The sequence below is a fragment of the Variovorax sp. P1_G12 genome (assembly GCF_056405555.1).
Genome location: NZ_JBFUBW010000041.1, coordinates 21,696 through 40,759, shown reverse-complemented (window position 1 = coordinate 40,759; position 19,064 = coordinate 21,696). Strand labels below are relative to the sequence as shown.

Annotated in this window: 18 protein-coding genes and 1 pseudogene; 11 read left to right on the top strand and 8 right to left on the bottom strand. The window is 64.7% G+C overall.

What is annotated here, in order from left to right; genetic code table 11:
- Positions 1 to 22 precede the first annotated feature (22 nt).
- The 6 genes and pseudogenes from AC1D2O_RS32490 to AC1D2O_RS32465 all read left to right on the top strand — a co-directional run.
- Positions 23 to 466, top strand: a complete 444-nt coding sequence (locus AC1D2O_RS32490; protein WP_478093178.1) for an aconitase X swivel domain-containing protein — start codon at positions 23 to 25, stop codon at positions 464 to 466.
- Positions 467 to 505: 39 nt separating this feature from the next.
- Positions 506 to 1,849, top strand: a complete 1,344-nt coding sequence (locus tag AC1D2O_RS32485) for an aconitase X (RefSeq protein WP_478093180.1) — start codon at positions 506 to 508, stop codon at positions 1,847 to 1,849.
- A gap of 11 nt (positions 1,850 to 1,860) precedes the next feature.
- Positions 1,861 to 3,489, top strand: coding sequence for a 3-(methylthio)propionyl-CoA ligase (locus tag AC1D2O_RS32480; protein ID WP_478158530.1), 1,629 nt, complete (start codon positions 1,861 to 1,863; stop codon positions 3,487 to 3,489).
- Positions 3,490 to 3,547: 58 nt separating this feature from the next.
- Positions 3,548 to 4,891, top strand: coding sequence for an MFS transporter (locus AC1D2O_RS32475; RefSeq protein ID WP_478158529.1), 1,344 nt, complete (start codon positions 3,548 to 3,550; stop codon positions 4,889 to 4,891).
- 129 nt (positions 4,892 to 5,020) lie between these two features.
- Complete coding sequence (locus tag AC1D2O_RS32470) at positions 5,021 to 5,980, top strand: LysR family transcriptional regulator (RefSeq protein WP_478158528.1); 960 nt, start codon at positions 5,021 to 5,023, stop codon at positions 5,978 to 5,980.
- A 21-nt stretch (positions 5,981 to 6,001) separates the two neighbouring features.
- A pseudogene (locus AC1D2O_RS32465) lies at positions 6,002 to 6,283 on the top strand (ester cyclase); the annotation flags it as partial.
- A 156-nt stretch (positions 6,284 to 6,439) separates the two neighbouring features.
- On the opposite strand, the gene AC1D2O_RS32460 reads toward AC1D2O_RS32465, so the two are convergent.
- The 3 genes from AC1D2O_RS32460 to AC1D2O_RS32450 form a co-directional block, all read right to left on the bottom strand.
- On the bottom strand, positions 6,440 to 7,780 hold the full coding sequence (locus tag AC1D2O_RS32460; protein ID WP_478158527.1) for a metal-dependent hydrolase family protein: 1,341 nt from the start codon (positions 7,778 to 7,780) through the stop codon (positions 6,440 to 6,442).
- Positions 7,781 to 7,844: 64 nt separating this feature from the next.
- A complete protein-coding gene (locus AC1D2O_RS32455) occupies positions 7,845 to 8,627 on the bottom strand; it encodes an alpha/beta fold hydrolase (RefSeq protein WP_478089441.1) in 783 nt (260 codons plus the stop codon).
- An 11-nt stretch (positions 8,628 to 8,638) separates the two neighbouring features.
- Positions 8,639 to 9,508 (bottom strand): fumarylacetoacetate hydrolase family protein, encoded by an 870-nt coding sequence (locus AC1D2O_RS32450; RefSeq protein ID WP_478089440.1) that lies wholly within the window; start codon positions 9,506 to 9,508, stop codon positions 8,639 to 8,641.
- A 226-nt stretch (positions 9,509 to 9,734) separates the two neighbouring features.
- Here AC1D2O_RS32450 and AC1D2O_RS32445 point away from each other — a divergent pair, with 226 nt between their 5' ends.
- Complete coding sequence (locus tag AC1D2O_RS32445; RefSeq protein ID WP_478089439.1) at positions 9,735 to 10,592, top strand: helix-turn-helix domain-containing protein; 858 nt, start codon at positions 9,735 to 9,737, stop codon at positions 10,590 to 10,592.
- 219 nt (positions 10,593 to 10,811) lie between these two features.
- Here AC1D2O_RS32445 and AC1D2O_RS32440 read toward each other — a convergent pair whose 3' ends face one another.
- A complete protein-coding gene (locus AC1D2O_RS32440; protein ID WP_478158526.1) occupies positions 10,812 to 11,012 on the bottom strand; it encodes a hypothetical protein in 201 nt (66 codons plus the stop codon).
- A gap of 420 nt (positions 11,013 to 11,432) precedes the next feature.
- Here AC1D2O_RS32440 and AC1D2O_RS32435 point away from each other — a divergent pair, with 420 nt between their 5' ends.
- From AC1D2O_RS32435 to AC1D2O_RS32425, 3 genes are all read left to right on the top strand, one after another.
- On the top strand, positions 11,433 to 12,251 hold the full coding sequence (locus AC1D2O_RS32435; RefSeq protein ID WP_478158525.1) for a hypothetical protein: 819 nt from the start codon (positions 11,433 to 11,435) through the stop codon (positions 12,249 to 12,251).
- A gap of 600 nt (positions 12,252 to 12,851) precedes the next feature.
- Positions 12,852 to 13,841 carry a hypothetical protein gene (locus AC1D2O_RS32430; protein WP_478091436.1) on the top strand — a complete coding sequence of 330 codons (990 nt, stop codon included), beginning with the start codon at positions 12,852 to 12,854 and terminating at the stop codon, positions 13,839 to 13,841.
- A 93-nt stretch (positions 13,842 to 13,934) separates the two neighbouring features.
- Complete coding sequence (locus tag AC1D2O_RS32425) at positions 13,935 to 14,276, top strand: hypothetical protein (RefSeq protein ID WP_478091437.1); 342 nt, start codon at positions 13,935 to 13,937, stop codon at positions 14,274 to 14,276.
- Between the two features lie 354 nt (positions 14,277 to 14,630).
- Here the strand turns inward: AC1D2O_RS32425 and AC1D2O_RS32420 are convergent, their stop codons facing one another.
- Positions 14,631 to 15,020: a winged helix-turn-helix transcriptional regulator gene (locus tag AC1D2O_RS32420; protein WP_478091439.1), complete on the bottom strand. Its 390-nt coding sequence runs from the start codon at positions 15,018 to 15,020 to the stop codon at positions 14,631 to 14,633.
- A gap of 113 nt (positions 15,021 to 15,133) precedes the next feature.
- Between AC1D2O_RS32420 and AC1D2O_RS32415 the strand changes: the two genes are divergently transcribed.
- Positions 15,134 to 15,790, top strand: a complete 657-nt coding sequence (locus AC1D2O_RS32415; protein WP_478158524.1) for a hypothetical protein — start codon at positions 15,134 to 15,136, stop codon at positions 15,788 to 15,790.
- 231 nt (positions 15,791 to 16,021) lie between these two features.
- Here AC1D2O_RS32415 and AC1D2O_RS32410 read toward each other — a convergent pair whose 3' ends face one another.
- Genes AC1D2O_RS32410 through AC1D2O_RS32400 form a run of 3 tightly spaced genes read right to left on the bottom strand, consistent with a single transcriptional unit; the run spans position 16,022 to position 19,018 of the window.
- Positions 16,022 to 16,702: an ABC transporter ATP-binding protein gene (locus AC1D2O_RS32410; RefSeq protein ID WP_478091441.1), complete on the bottom strand. Its 681-nt coding sequence runs from the start codon at positions 16,700 to 16,702 to the stop codon at positions 16,022 to 16,024.
- 26 nt (positions 16,703 to 16,728) lie between these two features.
- Positions 16,729 to 17,973 (bottom strand): ABC transporter permease, encoded by a 1,245-nt coding sequence (locus AC1D2O_RS32405; RefSeq protein ID WP_478158523.1) that lies wholly within the window; start codon positions 17,971 to 17,973, stop codon positions 16,729 to 16,731.
- Positions 17,974 to 17,977: 4 nt separating this feature from the next.
- Positions 17,978 to 19,018: an efflux RND transporter periplasmic adaptor subunit gene (locus AC1D2O_RS32400; protein WP_478158522.1), complete on the bottom strand. Its 1,041-nt coding sequence runs from the start codon at positions 19,016 to 19,018 to the stop codon at positions 17,978 to 17,980.
- Positions 19,019 to 19,064 lie beyond the last annotated feature (46 nt).

The following is a 19,064-nucleotide window of genomic DNA, read 5'->3' as shown; positions in this document are numbered from 1 at the left end:
GCTGAAGAACATGGAGACAAACATGGAACACGTGAAAGTAATGAAGGGCATTGCCCGCTCCAAGGGGCGGGCCAGCGGTGAGGCTCTCGTCAGTGAAATGCGATTCGGGTGGGGCTACAACACGGTCACCAATGACGGCGGAATCATCGGTGCCTACGAGAACCCGCTGAACGGCCAGTGCGTGAAGGGCAGGATCATGGTGTACCCGACCGTGTCCGGCACGACGCTGGGCTCGGTGGGCCTGTACTACAAGTGCCAGGTGTCCAAGGTCGGCCCGACCGGCATCGTCTGCCGCAACGTGCACGACATCGACATCGCGGGCGCCATCGCCGGCGAGATTCCCGCGGTGGACTGCCTCGACGGCGACCCCCTCCAGGAGATCCGCACAGGTGACTGGGTGGAGATCCGCGCCGACGAAGTCGGCAAGGAAGCCACCGTCACGATCACGCGCAAAGCATCGGCCTGATGCCTTGTCCAACCCCCATTTGAATTACACGAGGACTATATGAAGCTCGATCGAAACCAGCAGGAAATGCTGGATGGAAAGTTTGGCGAGGCACGGCGCTTCGCGCTGGAAAAGCTGGTGGACTTTGGCAAGGCTGTCGGCGCCGAGGAGATGGTGCCGCTGTCCTTCGTCCTCAACGTCTGTCCGATAGAGATGAAGGACCGGTCGCATCCCGACCTCTCGACCTTCGACATGGGCCACAGCCCGCTGTACGACAAATTCATCGAGATCAAGGATGCCCGCGTCGCCGACGAGAGCAAGACGATCTGCCTGAACGACCCGTATCTCGTCCAGATCGACAAGTACGAGGAGCCCGGCTACCCGTGGAACTTCTCGTGGGGCGACGGCAGCTACAAGCTGCCCAAGGACATCTACGACGGCTATGTGCGCGGCCATGACGCGCTGAAGGCGCACGGCTGGATCATGTCGCAGTCGTGCAATTCGCACCTCACCACCCGCACGCCGAGGTACGGCGAGTTCTGCGCCTCCTCCGAGTCCAGCGTCGCCGCCTATCTGAACACCTTCGTCGGTGCGCGCAGCAACCGCGAGAGCACGGTCAACACCGTGTATGCCGGCTATACCGGCTACCTGCCCAAATACGGCATGCTGCTCGACGAAAACCGGCTCGCGAAGGTGATCGTCGAACTCACCGACGAGGTCAAGGAGAAGATGACCGACCCGGCGGACTGGGCGGCCCTGGGCGCCGTCATTGCCGAAAAGGGTGGCAACCGCATCCCGGCTGTCGTCAACATGCCGCCGCTGCTGAGCCCGACGGCCGGCAAGTGCCTGTCGGGTTGCGTCTCCGCGGGAATGAACGACCCGATGCTGCACATCATCGGCTCGGCCCTGCCCGAGTCGCGCACGCTGGAAGCCGCGTTCGGCGGCAAGGTCCCGGCGAACGTCGAGAAGCACATCGTGACGCTGGACGACGTGCGGGAGTACTACCGCAAACTCGACTCGGCCAAGAGCGACAAGGTGGACATCGTCGTCTTCGGCTGCCCGCACCTGACGTACCACGAGATTCGCCAGATCGCCGGCCTGATCAAGGGCCGCAAGGTGAGCTCGAACGTGCACATGTGGGTGCAGACCGACACTCCGTCCTACCACATGGCCAGAGACAACGGCGAGGCCAAGATCATCGAGGACGCCGGCGGAAAGATCTATCACTCCACGTGCATGGGCATGAACCCGGTGCGCACCTGGAGTCACGACCTCAACATCGCGACGAACAGCTTCAAGTACGTCAAGCTCGGCGGCGGCTTCGGACAGGGCTGGCACTTCGGTGCGGTTCCCGATCTCATCGACGCGGCCGTGAACGGCCGGTTCGTGTCTACCCGCTGGTAAGAGGAACCATCATGAACGCAAACATGATGCAGCAGCCGCTGCTGATCTCGACGCTCCTCAATCATGCGGAGCGCCACCATGGCGACCAGGAAATCGTCTCGCGCCGCGTCGAAGGCGACCTGCATCGCCAGACCTACGGCGACCTCGCCCAGCGAGCGCGCCGCATGGCCAACGCGCTGGCCGCGAACGGCATCCGCTTCGGCGATCGCGTCGCAACGCTCGCATGGAATGGCTACCGCCACATGGAGCTGTACTACGCGGTGTCGGGATCCGGCGCCGTGCTGCACACGCTCAATCCTCGGTTGCATCCGGACCAGGTCGTGTGGATCGCCGACCATGCCGAAGACCAGGTGCTGTTCTTCGACCTGACCTTCCTGCCGCTGGTCGAGGCGATCGCCTCGCGCGTGAAAACCATCAAGGCATTCGTTGCCATGACCAGCCGGGACTTCATGCCGGTGGCGTCGATGATCCCGAACCTGTTGTGCTATGAGGACCTGATCGACGCGCATTCCCCGGAATTCAAGTGGCCGGTGTTCGACGAAAACACGGCCTCGTCGCTGTGCTACACGTCGGGCACCACCGGCAACCCCAAGGGCGCGCTGTACAGCCACCGGTCCACGGTGTTGCACACCTATGCCAGCGCATTGCCGGATTCGCTCGACTGCTCTTCGCGCGACACGATCCTGCCGGTCGTGCCGATGTTCCACGTCAACGCCTGGGGCCTGCCCTATGTGGCGTGCATGGTCGGCGCCAAGCTCGTGTTCCCCGGCCCATGGATGGATGGCAAGTCGCTGCACGAGCTGTTCGAGACCGAAGGCGTGACCATGTCGGCAGGCGTGCCGACCGTGTGGCAGGGCTTGCTGGCGCATGTCGAAGCCAACAACCTGAAGTTCAGCACCATGAAGCGCACCGTGATCGGCGGCTCGACCTGCCCGCCGGCCATGATGGATGCCTTCGAGGACAAGTACGGCGTCCAGGTGATCCATGCCTGGGGCATGACCGAGCTGAGCCCGATGGGTGCGCTGGGAAAACTCAAGGGCAAGCATGCGGGCCTTGACGCGGCGCAGCGCCGGGCGCTGCAGGCGAAGCAGGGGCGCTCTCTGTACGGCATCGACATGAAGATTGTCGATGAGCACGGCAGCGAACTCCCGCGCGATGGCCAGACTTCGGGCGAGCTCATGGTGCGCGGTCCCTGGGTCATTGCCGCCTACTTCAAGGGCGAAGGCGGTGATCCCCTGGTCGAGGGGTGGTTCCCGACGGGCGACGTCGCGACGATCGATGCCGACGGATTCATGCAGATCACCGACCGCAGCAAGGACGTCATCAAGTCCGGCGGCGAGTGGATCGGATCGATCGACCTCGAAAACATTGCAATGGCCCACCCGGCAGTGGCGATGGCCGCGTGCATCGGCGTCAAGCACCCGAAGTGGGACGAGCGCCCGCTGCTGGTGGTGGCGAGGAAGCCGGGCGCCGAGGTGACGCGCGACGAACTTCTCGCCTTCTTCGACGGACGGATCGCCAAGTGGTGGACGCCGGACGACGTGGCATTCGTCGACAGCATTCCGCTGGGCGCCACGGGGAAGATGCTGAAGAACCGGCTGCGCGAGAACTTCCGCGACTACCTGCTGCCGACAGCCTGAGTTCGGAAGATCCACACCACGCTCTCGGGCGCCGCATATCTACAACGAAGGAGACAAAGTGAATATCCAAACTACCAGCTCAAAGCCGAATGACGGCTACCTGTTCGGGCCGCGCCAGGCGTGGTTCGCCTTTGCGATGACCATTGGGCTGATGCTCTTCGACTACATCGATCGCCAGGTCATCGTCTCGCTGTTCCCGTACATGAAGGCGGATTGGGGCCTCTCGGACAAGCAGCTCGGCGCCCTGGTTTCGGCCCTCTCGATCGTCCTCGCCGCCTGCGCGCTTCCGGTGTCGCTCGTTGCCGACCGCGTGAGCCGCGTCAAGAGCATCGTGACGATGGCCACGGTGTGGAGCATCGCCTCGATCTCTTGCATGTTCACGCGCAACTACAGCGCGCTCTTGGCGGCGCGCGCTGTGGTCGGCGTCGGAGAGGCCGGCTACGGTGCGGTGGGCGCCGCACTGATTGCGACCCACTTCCCCGACCGGATGCGCAGCGCGCTGATGGGCAGCTTCATGGCGGCCGCCTCCGTGGGCTCCGTGCTGGGCGTCGCGCTCGGCGGCGTCATCGCGGCGCGCTGGGGTTGGCAGGCGGCGTTCGGCGTGGTCGGCATTCCTGGCCTCCTGGTGAGTCTGGCCTACATCAAGGTGCGCGACTACCAAACGGTCGACGTCGGCACGCATGCCCAGGGAGCCACGCGCTCAGCGGTCGGCGTCTTCCGCGCGGCCTTCGAGGCACTGAAGCGGTCGCCGACGCTGCTGTGGGTCGGCATCGGGAGCGCCGTGCAACTCATCGTCTTGTCGTCGATGTGGGCCTGGCTGCCGAGTTTCCTGAATCGTGTGCATGGGATCGCGCCTGCACAGGCGGGAGTGCACGCCGCGCTTGTCGTGCTGTGCGGCGCGCTGGGCAGTGTGATCTGGGGCGTCGTGTGTGACATGGCCGGAAAGCGCTACCCGCGTGCCCGGGTGCTTTCGATGGGCGTGTTGTGCCTGATCTCGACAGCCGTCCTTGGCGCCGCGTTCGGTCTGCCGTTGCTCGGCGTGCAGCTCTCCAACCAGGTGCAGTTCGCGTTGTTTGCCCTTGGCGGCTTCTTTGCGACCTGTACCGCCGGTCCTTCTGCTGCCATTGTCATGAACGTCGTTCACCCCGGCTTTCGCGCCACGGGCGCTTCGATCCTCGGGTTGCTCCAGAACCTGTTCGGCATGGCCATGGGGCCGCTCATTGGGGGGGCGCTGTCCGATGCCTTCGGGCTGCAGACGGCATTGGCCGTGACACCCGTGTTCGGGATCGCTGCCGCCTGGATGCTGGTCATCGGTTCCCGTACCTACGAGCGCGATGTCGAGCGGGCCGCAAGCCCGCTTGTCGATCACACAAGTCTGCCTGAACCACAACTCGCAGCTTGACGCGGTCCAGCACGTTGTCGGCGGGCGCTTCGCGCACCACGGTCTGCGGCAGCCTTCGGCGTCGAGGCGAAACCATCCCACTGAGCAGCCCACCCAAGCACACAAGAGAAACAGAATCAATGGAGCGCCATGGACGGCCAGGACCTGCTTGAGACCTTTCGCGAAGTCGCCCTGCGCGGCAGCTTCTCCCGTGCCGCCCACTCGCTCGGGATGTCCAAGGCCAACGCCAGCAAGTACGTGGCGCTGCTGGAGACCCGGTTCGGCGTACGGCTGCTCAATCGCTCGACACGCTCGGTCAGCCTGACCGACGCGGGCCACCTCCTGCTCGAGCGCAGCAAGCCGCTGCTCGAGATGATCGAGCTGACCCAGTCCGAACTGCAGGGACATGCGGGACACCCGCGAGGCCGGCTGCGGGTCACGGCGCCGCACGGGCTCGGCCAGAGCAGCTTTGCGGGATGGATCGGCGAATTCATGGTCATCTATCCGGAGGTGCACGTGAGCCTGCACGTGAGCAATCGCGTGATCGACCTGGTCGAGGAAGGGGTGGACATCGCCCTGCGGCTGGACCGCATCCCAGACGAGAACCTGATCGTGCGGCGCCTGCGGTTGATGGACTTGGTCTTGTGCGCGACGCCCGACTACTGGGTCCGCCGCGGCATGCCGAAGCAGCCCGACGACCTGCGCCGGCACGACGTCCTGACTTATTCTCTGGCGGGCGGCGCGCCGCACCTGCCGTTCGAGATCGACGGCCAGCCCTACAGCGTGCCGGTGACCAGCCGCATGGACGCCAACGACGCCGCAGCGCTGATCGGCGTCGCGCTGGCCGGACTCGGCGCGGTCTGCGTGCCGACGATGATGGCGCAGTCGCACATCGAACGCGGCGCGCTGGTGCCGGTGCTGAAGGAGTTCATGCCACGCGACCTCTGGCTGTACGCCGCCTATTCGCAGCGCCGTCACAACAGTGCCGCGCTGCGGGCGCTGCTGGACTTTCTCGAAGCGCGCGTGCGAGACCCCGAGCCCAAGGCCGAATCCGAGGAAAGCCGCCCCGCGGCCGGCGGCCGACGCGCAAAACAGCCGCCGGCTGCCTGAAACCCGCGCGGACGGCGCGAACCGGCGACGGCCGGCGCGGGGGCACTGCGACTGGCGTTTCCCGACATGCGCTGGGATGTTGAAGAGCAGATGGCAGAAGACAACCGCGTGCTAACGCGCTTTGAATGGCACGGAACGCATCAGGGCGCCTTCTTGGGAATTCCTCCTACGCAGAGGTCAGTCCGTGTCTCGGGTATGGTCATCGACCGCTTCGAGGGTGCGAAAGTTAAATCCACTCGAATTCTCATGGATACGCTGGGCCTCATGCAGCAGCTCGGTGCGTTGCCGGGAGGTCCGGCGTAGTTCAGCGGGCCTTCATTTTTTGTCAGTCATCAGCGCTGTCGGCAGTCGGCCACAAGCCGTCGTGCGTGGCGTGATTTTCAGCGCCAGCTTGCGCTTGCATTGCGGTCGAAGGAAAAGAGCGGGGGCGTTGCCGCCGCCCCCGTTGGGTAGTTTGGCTCAATGCATTTCAGCAAGCGCTTCCTTGACGCCTTCCTCACGTAGCGGAAAGTCAGCCCCTTCCAGATGCAACGCAGCCTCCGCAGGCACGGGGGTCGCGCAATCCTTGTAGATCACGCCATCCTTCATCACGAGCTGGAACTTCGCCGGATCGGTCAGGATTGACAGGTCCTTCAGCGGATCACCATCCACCAGCACGATGTCCGCCAGGTAGCCCGCCTTCAACTGCCCCAGTTCGTCCGGACGCAGCATGATTTGGCCGCCCAGCTTGGTCGCTGCGAGCAGCGCTTCCTTGGGCGTCATGCCGATGTAGTCGACGAAGTACTGCAGGTCGTTGGCGTTGGTGCCGTGAGGCATCCAAGCAAAGCCGTAGTCGCCACCCGGCAGGATGCGGATGCCGCGCTGATGCATCTTGCGCAGCGATGCCGAGGCAATCTCCAGCTCGCGCTTGTAGCCCATTTGCGTCGCGACGGCCTCGGTGATGCCGTACTCGGCGGCGTTGAAGGTCGTACGAATGAGCCAGCCGATGCCGGGGGCGACGAAGTGCTTGTCCTTGGCCGCCTCAAGCATGTCGAGCGCCTCTTCGTCCGCAAAGCTGGCGTGGTAGACCATCTCGATGCCATGTCGCACACACTGCTTGACCGACTCGCTTGACCGGGCGTGCGCGGCCATGCGCTTGCCATAGCGCTTGGCTTCCTGCGCGAGCATCGCGACCTCATCCTCCGCGAACGGCGACATCTCGGCCGGCAGGCCGGCAATGTATTCGCCGGACAAGTTGATCTTGAGATGATCTACGCCGTACTTGATGAAGGTGCGGGCCGACTTGCGGATTTCTTCCGGTCCGCTGCACACGCTGCCGAAGCTCAGTTCCTCGAACTTCATGTGCGGCAGCGTGTTGTCGCCGAGGGCGCCGATGGTGGTGATCTCCTGGCTGCCCGCGAGGTAGCGCGGTCCGGGGAACTCGCCCGCATCGATCGCGTTGCGCAGCACCACGTCCAGTCGAGGCTTCGCGGCAGCGGCACCGATAGCCGAGGTCCAACCCATGTCGAGATAGCGCTTGGCCACGCGCACGCACCACAGCATGTGCTCCTCGGGCGGCATGAACTGGATGGCGGCGAGGCTCGGCTGGTCGTTCCACGAGAAATGCGTGTGCGCCTCGGTCATGCCGGGCATCAGGAAGCGGCCCTTGCCGTCGATGACGCGAGCGTCGTCGGTGCTTACGCGCTTCGGTGCGCGGGTGACTTCGACGATGCGCTTGCCTTCGACGAGCACGTCGCCGGTGTAGGTGTCTTCGCCCGTGCCGTCGAAGATGCGGACGTTGGTGAATGCGATGCGGGTCATGCTTGTCTCCTCCGGCCCGAGGTGCCGGAAATGGGTTGATGAACGTGTGGAGGTGAAAATGAATTCAGCGCAGCGACGCGTGGAACTGTTCGAGTTCCTGCATGCAGCGTTGCGGCTTCTCAAAGGTCGTCCAGTGGCCGCAGCCTTCAAGGACCACCTGTCGCGAACCGTTGATGCGCGCCGCCATCGCGGCGACGTTGGCCGGTGGCGCAACGCCATCCTGGTCGCCGGTCACGAGCAGCGTTGGCACTTCGATGCGGTCGATCTCGGCCGACTGCGCGGCGGCGAGCGCTTCGCAGCTTTGAGCGTAGCCCTCGGGTGATTGGCGCATCACGCTTTCGCGCACCAGTGCCAACACTGCGGGCTGCTCGGCCTTCGTCTCCTGGCTGGTGGCGCCCTTGACGATGGCGTCGGCAATCTCCTGCATGACCGCCACGCCGCCACGCGCTGCCGCCGCACGCGCCACGATGTTCGGCCGCGCCCCTTCGGGTGGCGCAACCAACGGACCGAACAAGGCCAGCGACTTGATCTTGCCGGGGTTGCGCACGGCGAGATGCTGCGCAACGATGGTGCCAAGCGAGTGGGCCATCACGTGCACAGATTCGACGCCCAGCTCAGGGAGCAAGGCTTCAAGCGCTGCGGCATAGCCTTCGATCGAGAGCGGCTCCGCCAGCAGCGCCGAGCGTGCGCTGCCGGGCAAATCCGGCCGGATCACCTTGAAGCCCGACAGGGCGGCCAGCAAAGGCGTCCATGTGTTCGACGAGCCGCCGAGTCCGTGGATGCACAGCAGCGCTTCGCCGTTGCCGTCGATCTCGACGGCCAGTTCGTTGATGAATCGAGTCGTCATTGCGCTGCGCTTCAGACGAACTTGTTCTCGATCGCGCCAAGGCGGTCGATCTCGACGCGCACCACGTCGCCCGCCTTCAGGTAGCGCGGCGGCGACATGCCCATGCCGACGCCGGCCGGCGTGCCCGTAGCGATGACATCACCCGGATACAGGGTGATACCGCGCGAGATGGTTTCGATCAGCGTCGGGATGTCGAAGATCATGTTCTCGGTCGGGCCGTCCTGGCGCAACTCGCCGTTGACCCAGCAGCGCACGCGTGTCTTGGTGCCGTCGAACTCGTCGGCCGTCACGATCCACGGGCCCATCGGGCAGAAGGTGTCGAAGGACTTGCCCATGTCCCACTGGCCGTGGCGAATCTGCACGTCGCGCGCCGTCACATCGTTTACGACCGTGTAGCCGAAAACATGCTCCATGGCGGCAGCGCGCGTGATGTTTTTGCCACCCTTGCCGATGACCACGGCGAGTTCGGCCTCGTAGTCGATCTGCGTCGAGATCGCGCTGGGCACGAGCACGTCGTCGTGCGGGCCGACCACGCATTCGGGCACCTTGGTGAAGACGATGGGCCACTCGTCGGTCTTCGCGCCGCTGTCCTTGAATACCGATGCCGAGAGTTCCTTGGCGTGCGCGTGGTAGTTGCGGCCCACGCACCAGAGGTTGCGACGGGGCTTGGGCAACGGCGCGTCGAGCGCGACATCCGCGACCTTGATGGCAGCGCCGGTCGCGACCGGTGCAGCGCCGCCCTCAGCCATGGATTCGATGATGCTCAAGGCACCCGCGGCTGCTTGCTGCGGCGTGAGTTCGAGGGGTTGGAGGGTGAGGCCGTCGTCGGAAACAAGTCCCACGCGGCGGGTGCCGTCGGCGATGTAGGTGGCGATGCGCATTTCAGTTGGCTCCTGTGATTTCTCTCTGCGGATTTGCGGTTCCGGTGAAGGTGCCGCGGGGATGGAGCAACTTTAAAAACGCAGCGCTTTGGGCGCTTATCGACGAATCCGGCGACGTATCAGGGAGTCTGGTGGAGTGCTAGGGATTTACCCGGGTTCAGGCCCTTTCAGGCCTCGCGAAGGCGAACAATTGCACCCGTCGACCCACCTTGAGGGACTGGAATACATGGCCGAGGCCTATGCGCTGCACGAGGGAGCTTTTGGTACGGCGATCGTTCTCGAATCGCGCGCCAACCTGGTGTCGCACGCCCATTCCGAATCGCAGCTGGCCCTGTGGCTCGGTGGCACCCGCGCGGTCGCGAACGTGGGCGCCGAGGTCGTTCCCTACGGCGAAAACCTCGCGCTGGGCGTCAACGCCTTCGAGGCGCACGACATGGTGATGGAGGGCAGCGGTTCCTGCCTCTTCCTCGTCTTCATGATCTCCAAGCAATGGCTTGACGCGCTGGGCAACGCAACGGGACGCAACTTCCGATTTCCCTCCCCGCGCGTTCCCATCAGCTCAGCATTGCGCCGCTCGTGCTGGCGCGTGCTCGATCTGATCATCTCCGCCGACAAGTCGCGCCCGGCTATCGACGACGAGGTGGAGCGGCTGCTGGAGGCGGCCATTGCGGCATCGACCACGGGCGGCGCGGAGGCGCCTGTGGCTGGTGTGGGCGTGATGCTCGACCACCGGCTTCGCAGCGCCATCGCACACATGCGCGACCACGTGTCGGAGCTCACGACCATTGATGAGATCGCGGCAAAAGTCGGCCTGTCGCGCGCGCACTTCTTTGCCCTGTTTCGCGATCAGCTCAACACGACACCGCAGGTGTTCTGGAGCGGCGTGCGGGTCGAGGAAGCCATGCGCCGAGTCGCCGAAGGTGGTGCACTGACGGAGGTCGCGATGGATCTGGGCTTTTCCGCGCCGGGCAACTTTTCGCGCTTCTTCAAGGAGCACACCGGCGTCTCGCCGTCGATCTTCAAGCGGGCGACGCGCGATCCCTCGCCTGTGACCGTGACCGGCATCCCCAGGGAGCGGATCTAGGGGTGGCGAGTTTTCCACGGTGGCGGCTGAGCGATGGATTTGTCCCGGTGGACTTCAGCACGCGGCCACAAGCCGACCTTCACCGCGTCCGTTGCTGGCCGCGGCGGATGGGTCGGTCCGGCTGAGCCCCGCTTGACTTCGACCCGTCGTCGCCCCGTGCCGACACCGGCAAACCACGCATTGAGAGGACGTAGTCGCCTACAAAGACGACTAAATCGCTTAGCGTCCTTGCTGCAACCGGTGCAGCCCTTGGTCTGTCAGGAGCTTGCCGCCTTGGCGGTCCATTTCCACAAATCCGTTTGACCTTAGGCGATTCGAGACTTTGATTGAGTCGGTTGGATACCGCCGGGCATTGGCCTTCTCGAGAGCTTGGAGAGCACTCCACTGTTCGTCGTTGAGCTGAACTTTCTTGTTGGCCATCGCACTCTCCTTCAGCGGGCGGCCAGTATCGTCGCGCGTCTAACCAGCGCGCCACCTTGAAATGTCTCTTGCCAGGAAGTTCGAATCGGAGTAGGGAGAGGCGTTCACTCGCCGCTGAGAATTAGTGACTGGGAATCCCTTGCCCGAGCGCAGGAGACTTCGGACCCTGGCGCCACGGATACGAGCGCCATCCGTTCGAAAGGGGTGCCCTCCCAACCATTGGAATGGTCGGCAGCCAATCCATTCCAGAGAAGGCCCTTCCTTGACCTGCATCAGTTCCCGGCGCATATCGCGGCGTATCTTCAGCTCAGCGGCCGCCAGTTCGGATGACCGAGTCGGCCAGATGTCAGGCGCGGGCGGGACGACGCTCTGCCTTCCCCTTGACGACGCCGTCAAGCTGACCATCAAGGAGTGACTGCCATGACGATGTTGCAAAGAGCGGCACTTGCCGCATTGCTCACTGGCCTCATGAGCGCAGGAGCGGTGGTTTTCGCCCAGGCGCCGGCGCAGGCTCCAACCGCAATGTCTGCGYCGACCGACGCCCAAGTGCGCGAGCTGCAGCAGCAAGTCGAGACGTTACAAAAGCAGTTGGACCAGCTCAAGGCCGCGCCCGACGCGGCCGCCCGCCAGCAGCTGATGCAGCAACACTGGCAGAGCATGCAAACCTACATGGGACAGATGCACGACCGGTGGGGGATGGGGTATCCGTGGATGATGGGACATCCATGGTCGACGATGGGACCCGGAATGATGGGGGGAGGTGCATCGTGGCCCGCGCCCCAGGGCGTAACGCCCGACCAATACAGCCAGCAGATGCGCGACTACACGCAGCGGATGCAAGAGCAGATGAACAAGATTGAGCAGACCACCGACCCRCAGGAGCGCCAACGCCTCATGCAAGAGCAATGGCGTGAGATGTATCAGGGCATGCAGACCATGCGCGGCAGGGGATGGATGTGGGGCGGCGGCATGATGGGTGGGGGGATGATGGGTAGCGGCCCGCCGCCAGGTTCGAGCCCGCTACCGGACGCCAAGTCCGCGGGCGCCAAGCTGGTCTCAACCTATTGCGTTCAGTGCCACGCAGCACCGGCGCCCTCACTGCATACCGCCAAGGAGTGGTCCAGCGTGACCCAGCGCATGCACATCCACATGGACAGCCGCTGGCAGAGCATCAACACGCCGACTGAACAGGAGATGAGTTCAATCGTCGCGTACATGCAGAAGCACGCTCGGCAATAGTCCCGTGCCTGGCGACGGCGCGGACCCTGGCTTCGTCTGGAGGTAGTGGCCGCCATGGAAGAGGCGCTTCCCGGCGTCTCAATCCAACGGCGCACGCACCCCGCCTCTTGGAGCCGAGGGGCGCGCAATCGGACGCCTGAAGACTGGAGACAGCCGGCACCACGGTTAAGGGTTTGATGACTGCGCTGGCGATCGTACAACCCAAGTCCAGCCGCCATAAGTGGCCGTTGGGACGGCGTCGTGCGCTACGAAAAGTAGCGCAGTTACCAGCGGAGTGGCAACTTTCCGACAGCGCGATGCGCTCGCCGGAGACTTCGACGTAGCCGCCCTTGGTCAGGTCGGTCAGCAGCCGGCTGACCAGTGCCTTCGAAGCGCCAACTCGGCCTGCCGTGCGCGCCCGAGCCTGATCTAACGCGTACCAGACTGGGGCGAAGGCCTGCCGCAGGCGCGGCTGGCCGGCGGCCGCCTGCTTGAGTCATCTCACAACGACGCCAGGGCCCGCCGGTCAGTATTGAACGTTGGTGCGCCGGGCAGCGCAGGCGCCGCGACCATGCCTTCCACGGGCAGCCACCGCAGACCGTTGAAGGAGGAGAGCCCACGATGAAGTCCCTACTCGGTTTTGCAGACCGCCGCGGTCCGGCGTTGTTGTTCGCCGGCCCCTTGATCGGGTTGGCTTGGCCAGGTCTGGCGTCGGCGATGAAACCTTGCATGGGAGCAGCGGTTTTTGCGTTCACGTCCTGGAAGGCTGTACAACATCGACGTTACGCCGTCTCGATGACATGCGTCGCAACCAGGTGGCTGCATATTGTTCTGTTTTTGGTGGCTGGCATGTTGGCTTTTGGCACGGCGCATGCAGATGGCGAATGCCGTTCGCTCAAGCAAGCCATCAGAGGCACGACGCAAGCCGGCTATACCGGCTTGTTCTATGCGAACGAGATCGCCAGCGATGCCAGCGCCTCCGATGGGGTCTCGACTCGCAGCGCGTTGAATTCGCGCGTGCGCGTCGAGCTCGAGGCGATGGCCGCGATGTCCTTGGATGCCGGGACAGTGGCCGAGCGGGCGATGGACAGCGGCGCCATCCAGTCCGGCGAACGAGAGCGATTCGTCGCGCAGCTCCGCCAACGATTGCGCGCCAGTCTGCTGCGCGAGCACGCCGGTGCGTCGTGGATCGTGCTGCTGGTCAATCCGACGACCCGAAGTGGTGTGCTGCTGGTGCGCAAATACGAGTTTCCCCACAACGGGCTCGATGGGGTCATGAATGGCGCGGAGCAGGCCTGCGTGCGCGAACGGCTCGAGGAGGTCACATTCTGGCCGACCGAACAACCTTCGGTGGCGTCGCTTCTGAACGGACCCGAGCGCCCCGACTGCGGATTCGCCTCACGTGCGGGCGTAGGCTGTGCGGGTCTCGGCAACCAAATTGCACTTGCCGAGTCGGAAGGCGAATCGATCTTCGCAACAGCGCGCGGCACAAGGGTGCTGTGGGTCTACACGCTCAATTCGCGCACGGGAAAGGGCCGGGCGCTCCGCGTAGGCCCGGAGGGAACGGCGCTTCTCGACACCTGGCTCTTCAATGCGGAGGCTCGCCAGTGAATCGACACGCCTGCGACCACCGCAGTGGATCGAAAGCTTCGTCATGATCCTTGCCGGCGTCTACAACTCGATACCGACGCTGATCGCCGCAAGATGACCCTGCTTCCCATTCCGGCGCCCCACGTGTCAGACACAATGATCGCTTGGCTCTACATCCTGACCAACGCGGCGCGGATATTCACCTACGTACCGCAATTGAGGGCGGTTTGGCGCAGCGCTGACGGCGCACGCGACATCTCCCTGCTAACCTGGGGATCCTGGGTCGTGGCCAATGCGACGGCTGTTGCTTATGGGGCCTTCGTCGCCTGCGACCTGTTCTTCTCGCTGATTGCGATGCTCAACCTGGTGTGTTGTGCGGCGGTGACCCTGGTGGCCGCTCGGCGTCGGCAGACGTTCGTGGCCGGTCGGGGGCCGCAGGCGCTCAACGGCCCGTGAAAGGTGGGCCCGCGTTGCGACAGCCGAGGTCCGCTAGTGAAGACCTCGTCTGAACGGTAGCTTTGGTGCGCACTCAGTTGCGCGCACCGACCGGCGTTCGCGCAGCGCCTGCTGTTCATGGAAGCCCCGCTCCAGCGGGTCGTCGAGCATCTCCCCAGGTCTTGAACTTTCCGTCGGGAGGACAAGTCTCGGTGGCCGATCGTGGGCCGGTATGCTGAGACGGCTCACGGCCAGATGGAGTCCTTGGCGAACGGCCGCTATCCGGCCGCCCGGCTGTGCTGGCCGGTTCATCAATCCCAGTGAGCCGGCGCCAGGCGCCAGGCGCGAGCGCTGGGGCCTCGCGCCAGCGGATTTTCAACGATGCCGCTGGCGCGCGCGCTCCGTCTTGGCGCGGGTGGGGCGACTCAAGGTCTGCGTACCTGGTATGTGCCTCTTGCCCCATCGCACCAACGCGAGCAGAACGTCTCCCATGGCGGTGCCCTTCTCACTGAGCACGTACGCATAGCGAACCGGACGCTCCTGGTATGCCGAGCTCTCGACGATCCCGGCGGCCTCGAGGCGCTTCAACCGATCGGCGAGGATGTTGGTCGGAATCTTCTCAGGCGAGTCCAACAGCTCTCCAAAGGTGCGCTTGCCGTGGAGCATGTCCCGAATGACGAGCAACGACCATTTGTCCCCCACCAGATCGAGCGTGTTGGCAACGGGGCAGACCGATCTTCGAAATCCATCTTCCGGCTTGTTCATCTTCGCTTCCATCTGTCGCGGCGTCGTCCGCGCGAGTAACTTGCAAAATGCAAGTTAGTATGCTACGTTGATAGTAACTTGCAAAGTGCAAGTTACTATGCAAAGGAGATGCCATGTCAAATGCTGTCCTGTCGCAACCCACTCAGTCGAGGCCGCCAGCCCTTCCGGGCACAAGGCGGGTCGTCGCAATCGTGCTGGCCGCCTGGTTCATCCTCGTCATGCTGCTGGGCGCCAGTGGTGCCTTCGTCACGCCCCCCGGCTCGCCGCCCTTGCGATTGTTGATCGGCGTCACGGCACCCATCGTCGTGTTTCTCGCCGGCTATCGGATCTCGCGCTCATTCCGAGAACTTGTTCTGACGGCTGACCTTCGCTTCATGATGGCGGTCCAGGCGTGGAGACTGGCCGGGCTGGTCTTCCTGGCGCTACACACCTCTGGCGTCTTGCCGGGCAGCTTTGCCTGGCCCGCAGGACTTGGCGACATCGCGATCGGATTGACCGCGCCTTGGATGCTGGCTGCCCTGATCAACCGGCCCGGCTTCGCCGCCAGCAAGACCTTCATGGTATGGAATGCGCTCGGGCTATTGGACCTCGTCGTGGCCGTTGGCACCGGGGCACTCACTGCGAGCCTCGCCGTCGGAGTCGCCGGGGAGCCTACGACCAGCCCGATGGCACTGTTGCCGCTCCTGCTCATCCCAGCCTACCTCGTGCCTATTTTCGCGATGCTCCATATGACGGCGTTTTTTCAGGCGCGACATCAGGCGGGAACCTGAAATGGCAAGTCTGCCCAGGTGAGCCGGAGTTCCTACGTCGCCGCTGAAGTCCGAAGAAATGACACGGACGTGGCGGCGCCCCCGTCACCGAGCAGCAAGATGGGACGGCCAGCCGCTCACGGGCCAAGAGCGTCCAGCCAGCGATAGACACCGCTCAGCATGAACGCAGAGCTCCCCAGAACGGCTGTTCGCGCCCTGGGCCCGCCGGCGCGCACACCGACCGTCGTGCGGTCATCCCGGCCGCCACGCCATATCGATGCGGCCGTCGACGATACCGATTCGCCGGTCCGCGGCCGAGGCGAAGTCGGCGTCGTGTGTGACGGCGACCACGGTCTTGTTGAACTCGTGAGTCAGGTTGCGCAGGATGTCGCGCACGTTGGTGCTGGCGGCCGAATCGAGGTTGCCGGTTGGCTCGTCGGCGAGGACCACAAGCGGGTCGTTCGCTAGCGCGCGGGCGATCGCCACGCGCTGGCACTGGCCGCCCGACAATTGGCTTGGCCGCTTGTGGTGCTGGCCCTCCAGCCCGATCCTGTCCAGGAGCTCGCCGGCGCGCGCCCTGGCCGCTTCGATGGAGACGCGGCCGAGCTTGCGCATAGGCAGCGTCACGTTGTCGAGCGCGCTGAATTCGGGCAACAGGAAGTGAAACTGGAATACATAGCCCAGCCGCACCAGCCGAAAATCGGTGAGCCGGTCCTCATCAAACCCGCTCGTGTCTTCGCCGTCGATCCAGACGCGCCCCTGGGTGGGTGCGTCGAGCAGCCCCAGCAAGTACAGCAGCGAGGACTTGCCGGAACCCGACGGTCCCATCACGCAGACGAATTCGCCGCGTTCAATCTGCAGGCTGACGTCGTTCACCAGCGTGACAGGCACTTCGCCGCCGAGCGTGCGCGTCACGTGTTCGACGCGAATCACGGGGCCGGACGGCGATTGAGCACCACTCACGCCGCACCCCGCAGGATGTCCACCGGACGCACGCGCCCGGCGCGCCGCGCGGGCAGATACGAGGCCGCGACGCACGACAGCATCGCGAACGCCGCCGCCAGCACATACTGTTCGGCGCCCCAGAACATCGGCAGATGCACGACCTCGGTCACCCCGGGCGGCCTGATCTCGATCTGCTCCATCAGATACATCAGCACCAGGCCAAGCAACTCGCCCAAGGCGCTGCCGATGACTCCGACGATCAGCCCTTCGAGAAGGAAAATGCGGCGCAGGTCGCGCGGATGGAAACCCATCGATTTCATGATGGCAATGTCGCGTGTCTTCTCCATCACGATGGTCGAGATCGTGTTGTAAATGCCAAATGCGGCGACCACCAATATCGCCGAAACCACGCTGTACATGATGATGTTGCGCACAAGCAGCAGGCTCAGCAGGTCTTCTGAAGCCTCGATCCACGACACGGACTTGTAGCCGGTGGCGGCTTCGATGGTCTGCGCCACGCTTTGCGCCGTGTAGGGGTCGGTGAGTTGGATGATCACTCGGTTGACGCGGTTCTCGCGCCCCAGCAGCGACTGCGCCCGCTTGAGCAGCACGAAGGCCTGGGCTTCGTCATAGGCGGCGTTGCCGGTGCGAAAGATGCCCACCACGCGCAAGGACCGGCTGGTGCCGTCGGCGGCCAGCACGATCAGTGTGCTGCCCAGGTGCAGGCTGAACTTGTCGACCAGCCCGCGACCGATGACGACGCCGTTGGGATCGGCGGACAGCGCGTCGAGCGAACCCTCGAGCATCTTCTCCTCGATGGTCGTCACATGCTTCATCTTTTCGGGCACCACCCCGGACAAGGTGACCCCCTGCTGGCGTCCGGCGAAGGTCAGCACGGCCGCGTCGGCAAGTACCGGCGTGGCCCTCACACCCGGCAGCGTCTCGATCATGGCGAGGCGTTGCTGCCAGCCGCGGATGCCACGCGTTTCGCGCAGCGGTCGCACGTTGCGCACGCTGACCGCGCCATCCGGCCAACTCAGCGCGGCCGGTTGCACGCGTCCCTGGCGCACATCGTCGTAGACGGTGATGTGCGGACTGTTGTCGACCAGACGCTTGAGGAAGTCGGTCTCCGAGCCGCGCATCAGCCCCGACACGGCGAGAAAGAATGCGACGCCGAGCACCACGCCGGTGAGCGAGACCAGCGTTTGCCGCTTGCGGCTCGTCAGGTGCGCCAGCGCGACGTCGAGGGCGATCGTCATCACATCAATTCCTGCGCGATGCCGCCGGAGCCGCCGGAGCCGGCACGCCGCGCGCGCGCTGCCCGTCGCGCAGCGCATCGGGCGGCGACAGCACGACCATCTCGCCATCCGCGAGCCCGGACGCGATCTCGGTTCGCTCGCCACCGACGACGCCCTTGACCACGGTGCGCCGCTGCAGTCGGCCTTGTGCCAACACCCACACCACATCCGACTTCAGCGTGCGATTGGGCACCAGCAGTGCGCCTTCACGCCGCGACACGATCAGGTTGGCGTCCATCGTCATGCCGCTGCGCATCGGGCCGGCATCGACCGCCGGTGCGTCGGCCAGCCGGATGCGCACGCGGTAACTGCGCGAGACCGGGTCGCCCTTGGGCGTGATCTCGCCCACCTCGCCTTCGAACAGGCGGTTGGGCAAGGCATCGCTGCGCATCGAGACCTTCTGGCCCACTTCGACGCGTGCGATGTCTTCTTCGTCGACCTCGGCCGTCACGCGCAACGGCGCACAGCAGGCCAGCGTGAACACCGCTTGGCCGGCAGGCACGAACTGGCCGGCTTCGCCATCGCGGCGCAGTATCACGCCGTCGGCCGGGGCCACGAGCTGGTTGTAGTCGCGCTGCGCCTCGGCCCGCCTGGCCGCTGCTTGCGCGGCATGCAGCTCGCTACGCGTGCGGTCGAGCTCGGCCGGGGCGACGAAGCTCTTCGCCACCAGAACTCGTGTGCGCTCGAACTGGGCCCGCGCCAGCTGTTCGCGCGCGCGCATCTCCTCGACGGTCTGATCGAGGTCAATCGACTCGATGCGCGCCAGCATCTGCCCGCGTTTGACCTTCTCGCCTTCTTGAGCGTCGATCGCCACCAGCCGACCGCCGACGCGCGGCGCCACTGGCACCATCACGGTCGGCTCGACGGTGCCGGTGGCATACACCGCCTCGATGGCGGGGCCGCGCGTGGGCAGTGCAACTTCCACGCGCACGGGCCACTGCCACCACACGACCACCAGCACCGTCAACACGGCAAGGCCGATGACGATGACGGTTTTCCGCTGCAAGCGCATGCTGGGTCAAGAGAGTGCAGAACGATTCACTATCTCATGC

Bases quoted from the DNA above. Each gene is read 5' to 3' on its own strand.
- AC1D2O_RS32490 (WP_478093178.1), top strand. From the start codon at position 23: ATGGAACACGTGAAAGTAATGAAGGGCATTGCCCGCTCCAAGGGGCGG.
- AC1D2O_RS32445 (WP_478089439.1), top strand. From the start codon at position 9,735: ATGGCCGAGGCCTATGCGCTGCACGAGGGAGCTTTTGGTACGGCGATC.
- AC1D2O_RS32470 (WP_478158528.1), top strand. From the start codon at position 5,021: ATGGACGGCCAGGACCTGCTTGAGACCTTTCGCGAAGTCGCCCTGCGC.
- AC1D2O_RS32480 (WP_478158530.1), top strand. From the start codon at position 1,861: ATGAACGCAAACATGATGCAGCAGCCGCTGCTGATCTCGACGCTCCTC.
- AC1D2O_RS32420 (WP_478091439.1), bottom strand. From the start codon at position 15,020: ATGAACAAGCCGGAAGATGGATTTCGAAGATCGGTCTGCCCCGTTGCC.
- AC1D2O_RS32450 (WP_478089440.1), bottom strand. From the start codon at position 9,508: ATGCGCATCGCCACCTACATCGCCGACGGCACCCGCCGCGTGGGACTT.
- AC1D2O_RS32440 (WP_478158526.1), bottom strand. From the start codon at position 11,012: ATGGCCAACAAGAAAGTTCAGCTCAACGACGAACAGTGGAGTGCTCTC.
- AC1D2O_RS32460 (WP_478158527.1), bottom strand. From the start codon at position 7,780: ATGACCCGCATCGCATTCACCAACGTCCGCATCTTCGACGGCACGGGC.
- AC1D2O_RS32415 (WP_478158524.1), top strand. From the start codon at position 15,134: ATGTCAAATGCTGTCCTGTCGCAACCCACTCAGTCGAGGCCGCCAGCC.
- AC1D2O_RS32405 (WP_478158523.1), bottom strand. From the start codon at position 17,973: ATGACGATCGCCCTCGACGTCGCGCTGGCGCACCTGACGAGCCGCAAG.
- AC1D2O_RS32455 (WP_478089441.1), bottom strand. From the start codon at position 8,627: ATGACGACTCGATTCATCAACGAACTGGCCGTCGAGATCGACGGCAAC.
- AC1D2O_RS32425 (WP_478091437.1), top strand. From the start codon at position 13,935: ATGACCCTGCTTCCCATTCCGGCGCCCCACGTGTCAGACACAATGATC.
- AC1D2O_RS32485 (WP_478093180.1), top strand. From the start codon at position 506: ATGAAGCTCGATCGAAACCAGCAGGAAATGCTGGATGGAAAGTTTGGC.
- AC1D2O_RS32430 (WP_478091436.1), top strand. From the start codon at position 12,852: ATGAAGTCCCTACTCGGTTTTGCAGACCGCCGCGGTCCGGCGTTGTTG.